The organism is Blautia acetigignens, from assembly GCF_025566865.1.
Classification (GTDB): domain Bacteria; phylum Bacillota; class Clostridia; order Lachnospirales; family Lachnospiraceae; genus Blautia_A; species Blautia_A acetigignens.
The window spans coordinates 79,129-91,650 of the sequence record NZ_JAOQJM010000009.1 but is presented as its reverse complement, the minus strand read 5'-3'; the positions used below and the strand labels follow the sequence as shown (position 1 = coordinate 91,650).

The following is a 12,522-nucleotide window of genomic DNA, read 5'->3' as shown; positions in this document are numbered from 1 at the left end:
ATACTACTTATGAGTATATTACTGGTAAGTAGTATCTTTTTGTATTCTGATGATTAACTTTACGGCGCAGAACTCTTCTGCGTCAGCGGATGTTCCCTGTAGTACATCCTGGTAAAGTTCAGGAATTTCTGCATATCTCCGCTGATGTATTTTCCCTTTTTCCAGACCATTCCAATTTTTACGCGAACAGGCGGATTAAGGGGAATGCCGACGATCCCGGAGCTGGCAAATTTGTCAGTCATGCTGGTATAAAGGAAGCAGCCGTATTTTCCGGTTTTTACAAACTGCAGGGTCGTGTAGATCTGGCTGCTGCGCATGACGATATTAGGCGTGTAGCCGTCCATTTCGAACCGTGTTTTTAACAGCTGGTTCTGCACGGAATCAGCGTTGAAGAAAACCATATCTTCTTTTGACATTTCTTTGGTAGTAACCGATTTTTTGTCCGCCAGTCGGTGGTCTTTACTCACACAAAAAACAACCTGGTCATTTGCCAGAACCGCATTATGGAATTTATCAATATTATACTGCTCCATATTAACCAGAGCCAGATCCAGGGTGTCATCCTGAACCAGATTGCAGGCGCGGACAGAGCCGTATTCTTCCAGAACGACAGCAATTTCCGGATGCTCCCGGCGAAAGGCAGTGAGCAGTTCCGGAAAAAAGACCGTGCTCAGCATGGGCGGAATCCCGATGCGAAGAGGCGGTTTCACTCTTGCCATGCTGGAGTAGTCAGCCTGAAGCTCGGTGCAGTACTGAAGAATGTAGGTGGCTTTTTCGTAAAGTGCCTCTCCCTCCTGGGTAAGGATCAGCTGATTTCCTTTCCGGTAAAAAAGACTGATTCCAAATTCGATTTCCAGGTCACGGATGGCTACGGACACGGTGGGCTGGGTGACATATAATTCTTCGGCTGCTTTGGTGATGCTGTGGCAGCGGCTGGCAGTGCAGAAGTAGCGGAGTTGATTAAGAGTCATAATAGGCACCTCTAAATTACATTTTTGTATAAAGTAAGGTTTACATAAAGCAAATCCAAGTGGTTATTCTGATTTAGAAAAGTCTTGAAATCTATATCTTTCTGGCTCATTTCCTCTTAAAAATACCACATACCTATAATAATTTCCATATTTATTTCAAATAATTGCTATCTCATAGCAATATTGCACAAAAACTACACCTGGAAATTGAGACTATAAAAAATTTTTATGGGGTTATGCAACCCATTAATTTGTTTTTTTACAGGTACACAGGCTATAATAAAGTCATCAAAAGAAACGTGTACGGCCGATACTTTTCAGGAGAAAAATAAGACGGAAAATAGAGACAGAAGAAATACAAAGCGAAAAAATGCGAAACAAAAAAAGCAAACACGTGAAAGGAGAGTACAGAAATGTCTCACACAACTATCACATTGCTGTTTCTTGTGTTCACCATCATTAGTTTCATCCTCGAAAAAATTCCACTTGGGCTCACTGCTTCCATCTGTGCGATTGGATTGACGATCACCGGAGTTTTGGATGTATCTACAACGTTTTCACAGTACGTAAACAGCAACGTAATCCTCTGCGTCGGAATGTTCGTAGTAGGACAGGCACTATTTGAAACAGGAATGGCAAATAAAATCGGAGGTCTGGTTACCAAATTTGCCAGAACAGAAAAAACACTGATCATCGCGATCATGGTCATCGTAGGCGTGATGTCAGGATTCTTATCCAACACAGGTACAGCAGCAGTGCTGATCCCCGTAGTCTGTGGAATCGCCGATGAATCTGGCTATTCAAGAAGCCGCCTTCTGATGCCGCTGGTATTTGCAGCAGCACTTGGCGGAAATCTTTCCATCATCGGCGCACCAGGAAACCTGATGGGAGTCAATGCACTCCAGGAAATGGGACTTTCCATAAGCTTCTTCATGTATGCACCAGTTGGAATTCCGATGCTGATCGTTGGAATCCTCTACTTCATTTTCATCGGATACAAGTTCCTTCCGGATGGAAAAGGCGTCGCAGGGGCAGCAGTGGAAGAACAGAAAGATTTCAGTGATGTTCCAAAATGGAAACAGATCGTTTCATTAGTAGTTCTGGTTCTTGTAATCCTTGCAATGATCTTCGAGGAAGTGATCGGAATCAGCATTCAGCTTTCCGCATGCATCGGTGCAATTGTTCTGGTAGTGACAGGAGTTCTTTCTGAAAAAGAAGCGCTGGCTTCCATCGACCTGAAGGTTGTACTTCTTTTCGGCGGATCGCTGACACTGGCAAAAGCACTGGACACAACTGGTGCCGGAGAACTGATTGCAGACAAGATCGTTGGACTTCTTGGTGCAGATCCGAACCCGATCGTACTTCTTCTGGTAATCTTCATTGTAACCTGTGCACTGACAAACTTTATGTCAAACACAGCAACTACCGCATTGATGATTCCAATTGCAGTCTCCCTTGCAAACAACCTTGGAGCAGATCCAAGAGCAGTGGTTATCGCGACTGTAATCGCAGGCTCCTGTGCATATGCAACACCGATTGGAATGCCTGCAAACACCATGGTAGTAGGACTTGGAGGATATAAATTCAAGGATTACGTGAAATCAGGCTTGCCGCTGATTCTGGTATCCTTTGTGATCTGTATGATCTTACTGCCGATCCTTTTCCCGTTCTATCCGTAAGAGATGAGGAAATAAAGCAGGAACTATACTGCTTTAGATAAATAATAACCAAAAATCAAATGCCAAAAATATCAACCATTTAATAATCAGGAGGTAAATCATGACTAAAGAAAATGGAGTTAAAGTATTAACAGACATGGTAGCAGATTTTGTTGCCCATATTGGAAAAAAATTACCGGATGACGTAGTAGCAAAGCTGGAAGAGCTTGGTTCCCAGGAAAGCGCAGCACTTCCAAAGGTACTTTATGAGACAATGACCAAGAACCAGGGACTGGCTGTAGAGCTGAACCGTCCGAGCTGCCAGGATACAGGAGTTCTTCAGTTCTGGCTGAAATGCGGAACAAATTTCCCTTACATCAATGAACTGGAAGCACTTCTCAAAGAAGCAGTTGTACAGGCTACTTTCGCAGCGCCTTTAAGACACAACTCAGTAGAGACCTTCGATGAGTACAACACAAAGAGAAACGTTGGAAAAGGAACTCCGACTGTATGGTGGGATATCGTTCCGAACAGTGATAAATGTGAGATTTACGCATACATGGCAGGCGGCGGATGTACTCTTCCGGGAAAAGCAATGGTACTTATGCCAGGCGCAGGCTATGAGGGCGTTACTGATTTCGTTCTGGACCAGATGACAACATATGGACTGAATGCTTGTCCTCCGCTTCTTGTTGGCGTAGGTGTAGGAACCTCTGTAGAGACCGCAGCCCTTAACTCCAAGAAAGCCCTGATGCGTCCGATCGGTTCTCACAATGACAACGCAAACGCAGCAAAAATGGAAAAGCTTCTGGAAGACGGAATCAACGCGATTGGCCTTGGACCGCAGGGAATGGGCGGAAAATATTCTGTAATGGGAGTAAACATTGAGAACACAGCTCGTCATCCATCCACAATCGGTGTTGCAGTAAACGTAGGCTGCTGGTCACACCGCCGTGGTCACCTTATTGTAAATTCTGACCTTACAGTAACCTGTGATACACATTCCACATGGAAATTCAACGCATAATCGGAGGGAAAAATCATGATCGAAATCAGAGGAGATAAAAAAGTTCTTATTACACCAATCAGTGCAGAAGACCTGGCTGATATCAAAATCGGCGATATTGTTTGGCTGGACGGAGATCTGATGACCTGCCGTGACGTAGCTCACCGCCGTCTGGTTGAGTATGGAAGAGAGCTTCCATATGACATCAAAGACAAAGCAATTTTCCATGCGGGTCCTATTGTCCGCAAGATTGAGGGAACAGAGGATAATTACGAAATGGTTTCTGTTGGACCGACAACCTCCATGCGTATGGAGAAATTCGAGTATGAATTTACCAAATTAACAGGCGTAAGAGTGATCGTAGGAAAAGGCGGAATGGGCCCGAACACAGAGCGCGCATGTAAGGAATTTGGTGCAATCCACTGCGTATTCCCGGCTGGCTGTGCAGTAGTAGCTGCAACAGAGGTTGAGAAGATTGTAGAGCATCACTGGGATGAGCTTGGAATGCCGGAGACTTTATGGTGCAACAAGGTAAAAGAATTTGGTCCGCTGATCGTATCCATCGATGCACAGGGACGCAACCTGTTCGAAGAGAACAAGGTAATTTTCAACGAGAGAAAAGAAGCTGCAAAGCAGGCTATCTATCCGGAAGTTAAATTTATCAAATAAAAAGCTTACACAAAATAAAGGAGGAGAAAGGCAATGCCAATGACAGCCCCGGGAAAGTTTGACAGTAATGGAGCATGGGACGGATTTCGCGGAGAAATCTGGCAGGAAGAAATCAATGTCCGTGACTTTATCCAGAAAAACTACACACCATATGATGGTGACGAGTCATTTCTGACAGGTCCTACATCCAGAACAGAAAAGTTATGGAACCATGTTCAGAAGCTTCAGAAGGAAGAGCGCGAGAAAGGCGGCGTGCTGGAATGTGAAACAGAAGTGGTTTCCGGACTTACCGCATATGGTCCTGGCTATATCAGTGAGGATATGAAGGATCTGGAACAGATTGTAGGTCTTCAGACAGACAAGCCGCTGAAACGTGCATTTATGCCTTACGGTGGAATCCGTATGGCAGTGCAGGCAGCAGAAACATGTATGATGATGTAATCCGTATGCACTTGGACATGAGGATGAGGAGCGCAAGAATAACCTGGTTCAGATTCTGGACGGATATTTTGCACAGGATGCCCATCACCTGAATGTAAACGTATTTGGCACAGAGAAATTGATCGATGCAATGGAGCATCCGGAAAAAGAGGAGTATCAGAATTTTACCATCCGTGTTTCCGGTTATGCTGTGAAGTTTATTTCCTTAACAAAGAAACAGCAGCTTGATGTTATTGCACGTACCTGCCATAAGACACTGTAGGAATCAGGCTGGGGTCAAAAAAACCAGCTGATAACGGCATAGTCAGGAGTGCTGCGAATGGGACCACAGGAAATGCTGGACAGAGCTGAAGTGAAAAACAAGTGGCAGCTTACGCCGCTGAAAAACTTCAAATCGCCCCGTCTGACAGAACGTATGTGGCGTACAGCTCTGGTAGTGTTGATTACTTCTGTTATTTATGAATATCCTTTGGGAGGGCGAAATCCCTGTTTTGCACTGATCGGTGCAGTGTACGGGGTGGGAAGCCAGTTTGAGGAGGGCTTCCACAATGGAATTAACCGGGTGATCGGAACTCTTGTAGGCGGTCTTCTGGTAATTCCCTTTCATAGGCTGTATACCAGTCAGCCTTTTGGAATACCTGACTGGATATGGCTTGTAACAGGGCTTTGTCTTGTACTCTGGTGCAATTTTGCACTGGGTGCAGATTCTGCAATTCAGCCTGGAATCGTCATTTATTTCGTTGTTATGTTTACAGTCGGAAAAGAAAGGGTTTTTCTATACACAATCGCAAGAACCGTACCATGAGGGAAAAAGAACGTGAAAACTTTGGTACGGATGATGATAAAAATTTCTCCGCTATCGTTTCAAAAATAAAAGATAAACACCTCTAACGTATTGATTAAAGGGTAAGATGAAAAAGGAAAGCAGTCGGCAGGTCACAACCCTATACAGGGCCTGGCGGCTGTTTTTTGTGTCCCGTAGAAGCGGCTTTCTTGTATAAGGGTATGTACGAAATTCGGATAAGGTGATATAGTAAGAAAAAGTATGTTTTCGAAAAAATTATGATGAATTTATCAGGGCGTGAAAAACACAAAGGGGGAACAGCATGGATATTTTAGTTGTGATCGATATGCAGAATGATTTTATAGACGGGGCGCTTGGCACGCCAGAGGCGGAAGCAATTGTGCCCAATGTGGTAGACAGAGTGAAGAATTTCAATGGACTTGTTCTGGCTACAAGGGATACACATGGCGGAGATTACCTGCAGACCCAGGAGGGCAGAAAGCTCCCGGTGGAGCATTGCATCCGGGGAACCTATGGCTGGGAAATCCGCGAGGAGATCGCGGAACTTCTGGAGTCCGGTCCCATTGACAAGCCTACTTTCGGCAGTGAAACTCTTGGAAAAGTTCTGAAGGAGTTCAATAAATCAGAAGCCATCGACAGCATTACACTGGTGGGACTTTGCACCGACATCTGCGTCATCTCCAATGCTATGCTGCTCAAAGCATTTCTTCCAGAGGTGCCGATCATTGTAGATTCCCTCTGCTGCGCAGGAGTAACCCCGGAAAGCCACGAGAGAGCACTGGAAGCCATGAAGGCCTGCCAGATCGAGGTAATTTAAATTTAATTGGCGGATTGCGGACAGGAATAAAATTGGGTATACTTTTTTATAAATGACAGATGGAGGAGGTGTTTGTATGAAGAAAAGGTTTTGCACTACAGGAACATGTATTCCGGAAAAGAATTATATGGTAGATATCAGTGGCAGAATTGACCGGATTATCAGTGAATACATTGAAAACGGGCAGTATTTTACCATAAATCGTGCAAGACAATATGGAAAAACAACCACACTCTATTTGCTTGAAAAAAGATTAAGGGAGAATTATATTGTATTGAGTCTGAGCTTTGAATCTGCGGATGAATATTTTCAGTCACTTTCCAGTCTGGCAGAAGGTCTTATGCTGGATATAGGCGATTGTTTGAAAGAACAAAATGCGGATGAGAAAATAGTAGAAGAATGGTATCAGCCTATTTTGGAAAAATTTCCCTTGCGCTCGTTGGGAGCAAAGATCAGTTCCCTGTGTAAAGCGTGCGGTCAGCCAGTGATCCTTATGATCGATGAGGTGGACAAAAGCTCAGATAATCAGATCTTTTTATCATTTCTTGGGCTTCTTCGCGAAAAGTATCTTCGTATGCAGCAGGGAAAAGATCAGACTTTCCAGTCGGTTGTTTTGGCAGGCGTATATGATATAAAGACTTTGAAGGTGAAAATACATCCTGAAGAAGAGTCAAAATATAACAGTCCATGGAATATTGCAGTAGATTTTGATATAAGTATGGACTTTTCCATCCAGGATATTAGAGCTATGCTGCTGGAATATGAGAGTGATTTTAAAACTGGAATGGATATAGAGCAGGTAAGTGAATTTTTGTACAATTATACTTCCGGTTATCCATATCTGGTGTCACGGCTTTGTCAGCTAGTGGATGAAAGAGTTTCGGGAAGTGAGCTTTTTCCTACTAAGAAGGAAGGCTGGAGTAAGGATGGGCTTCTTACGGCGGTGAAGATGCTGTTGGGAGAAAAGAACACACTATTTGACGATATGGTGAAAAAGCTGTCAGATTATCCGAAATTGAAGGAAATGCTCCAAAGTATTTTGTTTGGCGGAGTAAGTTTCCCATTTAAGATTGAAAATCCATTAGTTAATCTGGGAGTGACTTTTGGATTTTTAAAAGATAGGAATGGGCTTACTGCAGTATCCAATCGAATTTTTGAAACACAATTATATGATTTGTTTTTGGCGGAAATGGCGATTAACAGTGAATTGTATAAGGATGCCGGGATAGAACGTAATCGATTTATTGTGTCCGGAATGCTTCCGATGGATCTGGTGATGGAAAAATTTTGTGAGCATTATGAAGAAATATATGCAGAAAACGATCAAAAATTTATAGAGGAAAATGGAAGAAAACTTTTCTTACTTTATTTAAAACCTATTATAAATGGAACGGGAAATTATTATATTGAGGCCAGAACCAGGGATAGCAGAAGGACGGATGTAATCGTTGATTATAAGGGAAAACGCTTTATAATTGAATTGAAAATCTGGAGGGGAAACGAATATAATACCCGTGGAGAGCAGCAGCTTTTTGAATATTTGGAATTTTATAAGATGGAAAAAGGATATTTGCTGAGCTTTAATTTTAATAAGTCTAAAAAGACCGGAATCCGGGAAATCAGTTATGATGGGAAACGAATTTTGGAAGTGGTTGTTTAGTAAAATAATCGCGGATTCTGCCAATTTCATTGACAAATGCAAAATATTATATTAAACTCAGTTTGCATGATTTTAGTATAAAAATTTAATAAAGAAACCATTTTGGTGCCTGCCACGTTTTTGTAAAACGCGGCGGAGTAAACGGGAAACAGGTGAGAATCCTGTGCTATGCCGTAGCTGTAACAGTCGAGTATGCTTTTATATCCACTGAGTAATCGGGAAGGGAAAGCAGTATGATGACGCTGGAGCCAGAATACCGGCCGGAATGAAGAACTTTTGCTGCGAGTCACAGTATAGAGGTTGCGTGTAATAGAAATATTATGCCGTTAAGCCGCTGTGTCTTCAGCGGCTTTTATTATTGAAAAAACAGAGAGGACAAAGGTAAATGGCTGAATTACTGAAGGATATTCAGACATACTGGGACATGAGAGCTGGCGGATTTTCTGATGCCAGTATGGAAGAGCGAAAGACAGAACCGGGAAAGCACTGGGAAAATATTTTCCGCAATTCTCTGGAAGAAGGGTGCACGGTACTGGACGATGGCTGCGGTGCCGGATTTTTTACCACCTTGTTAGCGTCTATGGGATATCAGGTAACTGCCGTGGACTACAGCCCCAAAATGCTGGAAGAAGTCAGAAAAAATCTGGATGCGGAAAATCTGAAGGCGGATCTTAAGCAGATGGATGTACAGAATCTGGAATTTCCGGACAACAGCTTCGATGCAGTGGTGTCAAGAAATGTATTCTGGAATCTGGAGCATGCGGATAAAGCCTATGAGGAAGTAAGCCGGGTTCTGAAAAAAGGCGGAATTCTGATTCTGGAAGATGGAAATTACTACCGCCATTATTTCAGCGAGAAATATGAAAAGATGTACCAGGAATTTCAGAAGCTGTACGGTGACGAAGAGAATCAGGGCTGTCACGCACGCCATAACAAAGAAAATGTAGATTTCCATATTATGGAAGAAATTGCGAAAAAACTGCCCATGAGCCAGGTTGACCGCCCGGCATGGGATTTTGGTAAACTGGTAGACCTGGGATTTCGCAAAATACAGGTAGAAGTTTCTGGCAGTCCGCTGCCAATGAGCTTTTGCATTGTAGCACAGAAAGGCTGAAAAAGTGAAAAAAGAAATTTGTAAGCGACTAGTTTCACTTGTAATTATCCTGTTTGGACTTTCCATTATGACCTTTGGACTTACATATATTCTGCCATCCAATCCGGCAGAGCAGCTGGCGGAATCCATGGGTGCTGGTCATGACAGAGAAGTAATTGCAAAGATTGAAGAAAAATATGGATTAAACAAATCCTTCGGCGAACAGTATATAAGCTGGCTGAAGGGAGCTTTACACGGTGATTTCGGAATGTCGGTAAAGTATGCACAGCCGGTCTCCCAGGTGCTTGGAAGAAAGCTTCCCAATACCATTAAGCTGGCAGTTGCTTCTTTTATTCTGATGCTTCTGATTTCTTTTCCGCTGGGAATTTTATCAGCAGTGTATAAGGATAAGGCAGCAGATTATATTATCCGGTTTATGTCCTTCCTTGGAATTTCACTGCCAAGCTTCTGGGGCGGTATGATGCTGATCTATCTGCTGGCAGTCAATCTGCACTGGCTTCCGGTTGGCGGATCAGATTCCTTCAAAAGCCTGATCATGCCAGCCATCACCTTATCATTAAGCATGAGCGCATATTATATAAGGCGAATCCGGGCGGTAATGGTAGAGCAGATGAACGAAGAATACATCAATGGCTGTCAGGCCAGAGGCGTGGGAAGATTCCGCACCATCTTTTTCCATGTGCTTCCCAACTCCTTGCTTACAGTAGTAACCATGCTGGGAATGTCCTTCGGCGGCCTGCTTGGAGGAACCATGATCGTGGAAACGGTTTTCAGCTGGAATGGAATTGGAAGTGCGGCTGTGGCTGCTATTTCCGGAAGAGATTATCAGCTGATCCAGGGATATGTTATGTGGATGGGATGCATTTACGTTCTGGTAAATCTTTTGGTGGACATTTCATATCAGTGGCTTGATCCAAGAATCAGGAGAGGAGCCGTACAGCATGAAGAGTAAGAAAAAAATATGGATCCGTTTTGGAATTTCGGCAGCATTTGCAGTGATTTTCCTATTGTTTGCGTTGTTTGCCGGGAAATTTGCTCCATACGATCCTCTTGAAACACACTATACCGATTTATTGAAAGCACCTTGCAAACAGTATCTTCTGGGAACAGACCAGATGGGAAGAGATATTTTTTCTAGAATCCTCTATGGAGGAAAAACTTCTCTTCTGATTGCCTTTGCAGTGACTGCGATTATTTCAGTTGTGGGAATTCTGGTGGGAACAGCAGCCGGTTTCTGGGGCGGCGCGTTTGATGCAGTGTTGATGCGTCTTTCCGATATGCTCATGGCTTTTCCAGGATCAATTTTCACAATTGCACTGGTTAGCTTCCTGGGAACAGGACTTCCCAATCTGATCCTTGCAATGACCCTCACTGGATGGACTTATTACGCGAGAATCAGCCGTTCCCTGGTTCTTTCCATAAAGAACAATACCTACATAGAACAGGCCAGACTGGGCGGAGCCAACAATTTCCGCATTATGACAGGCTACATTATCCCAAATGTTATGCCTTCCCTTCTGGTAAATATCACCCAGGATATTGGAAGCAAGCTTCTGACGATTGCAGGACTTTCCCTGTTAGGACTTGGCTCCCAGCCGCCTACGCCGGAATGGGGCTACATGCTTTCAGAAGGAAAAGATTATATGTATTCAGCGCCCTGGATGCTTATGGCACCGGGAATGGTAATTTTGATAAATGTTATTATATTCAACTTATTGGGAGACTGTATTCAGGATCTGATGAATCCCAAAGGAAAAAAATAATGATGTTTACTTTCTGCCCCAGAGGTTGGAAGGATGAACATAGATAAAGTAAACATGCACATAACAACAGGAGGAGAAAAAACAAAATGAAAAAACGGTTAATGTCTTTATTATTTGCAGGAGTTATGGCTTGCAGCGTAATGGGAAGCGGTGTTACAACATTTGCTGCTGACAACGACAGCCACATCAATCTGGCACTTTTCACTTACATTGAAGGTATGGATCCGGCAACAGACTGGTGCGGATGGAACCTTACCCGCTGCGGTGTTGGTGAGACACTTGTAACTGTAAACGAGAACATGGAGATTGTTGGACAGTTAGCAGATGAGTGGGAGCAGACAGATGACACAACCTATCGTTTCCATATTCGCCAGGGCGTAAAATTCAGCAATGGTACAGAGTTAACACCTGAAATCGTAAAAGATTCCATTCAGAGATCTATCGACAACAACTCCCGTGGAGGAGACCTTAAAATCGCAAGCATCGATGTTGACGGAGAATATGTAGTATTTACAACTGACGGAGAGTACAGCGCATTTGTAGCACAGCTTACAGAGCCTATGACTGTTATCGTTGACACCACTGCTGACACCAGCAACTATGACACAATGCCGATCTGCACAGGTCCGTACGCAGTATCTGAGTATGTATCTGAGGAGAAAATCGAGCTTGTTGCAAACGAGAATTACTGGGACGGAGCACCGGAGATCAAGAGCATCACTGTAAAGAATATCGGAAGCGATACAAAGGCAGATGCAATGCTTTCCGGAGATATCGACCTTGCACAGGGACCGGATGCTACTTCCCTCAGCCGTGTTGAGAACAATGATGATATCAACATCGTAAAAGTAACCGGTACCAGAGAGAACGACTTCGAGTTAAACTGCCGCGAAGGAAATCCTCTTTCCGATAAGAACCTTCGTCTTGCATTATCCTATGCAGTAGACCGTGACGTTGTTGCACAGGTTGCAGGAAACGGATATTCTTCTCCAATCGGAACTGCATTCCCGCCGTCTGTTGGTTATGATTCTGATAAAGTAACTGCACAGACCTATGACCTTGATAAAGCAAAAGAGTGCCTTGAGGCAGCTGGATACAGCGATACAGACGGAGATGGAATCGTAGATAAGGACGGAGAGAATCTTTCCCTTACAATTTCTATTTCCAACGGTTCCTCCACTGCAGTCAGCGAGACTCTGCAGGATATGTGGAAACAGATCGGTGTAGACGTTCAGATCGAGATGCTTGAGAACGTAAGCGACAAGCGTGCAGCTGGTGATTTCGATATGCTGGTATCCCCGAACTGGCAGACTGTAAATGCTGGTGACGGACAGAAATATCTGATGAACCGCTGGTCTGATGGCGGAAGCGACAACTACAGCGGATATCACAGCGATGAGTTCCAGGCAGTTCTGGACAAGCTGGATGCTGCATTTACCCAGGAAGACCGTGTAAGCGCATTCGTAGAAGCACAGCAAGTTCTTGCTGATGACGCTCCGGCAATCTGGATGTATGCAAATGAGAATGTAACTCTGGTAAACAGCAAAATCGAGAATGTAACTGTATTCCCGATTGACTATTATCTTGTAACAAATAAGTGGACACTTGCTGAATAATT

Annotated in this window: 11 protein-coding genes, 2 pseudogenes and 1 riboswitch; of the genes and pseudogenes, 12 read left to right on the top strand and 1 reads right to left on the bottom strand. The window is 43.8% G+C overall.

What is annotated here, in order from left to right:
- Positions 1–59 precede the first annotated feature (59 nt).
- Positions 60–971, bottom strand: a complete 912-nt coding sequence (locus OCV70_RS11995) for a LysR family transcriptional regulator (protein WP_021925342.1) — start codon at positions 969–971, stop codon at positions 60–62.
- 413 nt (positions 972–1,384) lie between these two features.
- On the opposite strand from OCV70_RS11995, the gene OCV70_RS11990 reads away from it, so the two are divergent.
- The 12 genes and pseudogenes from OCV70_RS11990 (at position 1,385) to OCV70_RS11935 (ending at position 12,520) form a co-directional block, all read left to right on the top strand.
- On the top strand, positions 1,385–2,650 hold the full coding sequence (locus OCV70_RS11990) for an SLC13 family permease (RefSeq protein WP_021925341.1): 1,266 nt from the start codon (positions 1,385–1,387) through the stop codon (positions 2,648–2,650).
- A gap of 100 nt (positions 2,651–2,750) precedes the next feature.
- Entirely contained in the window at positions 2,751–3,656 is a 906-nt protein-coding gene (ttdA, locus tag OCV70_RS11985) for a L(+)-tartrate dehydratase subunit alpha (protein WP_117849579.1), read from the top strand.
- A 15-nt stretch (positions 3,657–3,671) separates the two neighbouring features.
- Positions 3,672–4,304 carry a L(+)-tartrate dehydratase subunit beta gene (gene ttdB / locus OCV70_RS11980; protein WP_117849577.1) on the top strand — a complete coding sequence of 211 codons (633 nt, stop codon included), beginning with the start codon at positions 3,672–3,674 and terminating at the stop codon, positions 4,302–4,304.
- A gap of 39 nt (positions 4,305–4,343) precedes the next feature.
- Positions 4,344–4,730: pseudogene (locus OCV70_RS11975) on the top strand (pyruvate formate lyase family protein); the annotation flags it as partial.
- A 25-nt stretch (positions 4,731–4,755) separates the two neighbouring features.
- Positions 4,756–5,007, top strand: a pseudogene (locus OCV70_RS11970) (glycine radical domain-containing protein); the annotation flags it as partial.
- Between the two features lie 57 nt (positions 5,008–5,064).
- Positions 5,065–5,550 (top strand): aromatic acid exporter family protein, encoded by a 486-nt coding sequence (locus OCV70_RS11965; protein ID WP_021925284.1) that lies wholly within the window; start codon positions 5,065–5,067, stop codon positions 5,548–5,550.
- Between the two features lie 301 nt (positions 5,551–5,851).
- Complete coding sequence (locus OCV70_RS11960; protein ID WP_021925283.1) at positions 5,852–6,367, top strand: cysteine hydrolase family protein; 516 nt, start codon at positions 5,852–5,854, stop codon at positions 6,365–6,367.
- Between the two features lie 76 nt (positions 6,368–6,443).
- Positions 6,444–8,027, top strand: a complete 1,584-nt coding sequence (locus OCV70_RS11955) for an AAA-like domain-containing protein (protein ID WP_173767065.1) — start codon at positions 6,444–6,446, stop codon at positions 8,025–8,027.
- Positions 8,028–8,113: 86 nt separating this feature from the next.
- Positions 8,114–8,306, top strand: a riboswitch (cobalamin riboswitch).
- 106 nt (positions 8,307–8,412) lie between these two features.
- Positions 8,413–9,141: a class I SAM-dependent methyltransferase gene (locus OCV70_RS11950; RefSeq protein ID WP_021925281.1), complete on the top strand. Its 729-nt coding sequence runs from the start codon at positions 8,413–8,415 to the stop codon at positions 9,139–9,141.
- 4 nt (positions 9,142–9,145) lie between these two features.
- On the top strand, positions 9,146–10,093 hold the full coding sequence (gene nikB / locus OCV70_RS11945; RefSeq protein WP_021925280.1) for a nickel ABC transporter permease: 948 nt from the start codon (positions 9,146–9,148) through the stop codon (positions 10,091–10,093).
- The gene (locus OCV70_RS11940) at positions 10,083–10,904 is read left to right on the top strand and encodes an ABC transporter permease (RefSeq protein ID WP_021925279.1); all 822 of its coding nucleotides are present in this window, start codon (positions 10,083–10,085) and stop codon (positions 10,902–10,904) included. Before nikB ends, OCV70_RS11940 begins: the two co-directional genes overlap by 11 nt.
- An 86-nt stretch (positions 10,905–10,990) precedes the next feature.
- A complete protein-coding gene (locus tag OCV70_RS11935) occupies positions 10,991–12,520 on the top strand; it encodes an ABC transporter substrate-binding protein (protein ID WP_021925278.1) in 1,530 nt (509 codons plus the stop codon).
- Positions 12,521–12,522: the final 2 nt, after the last annotated feature.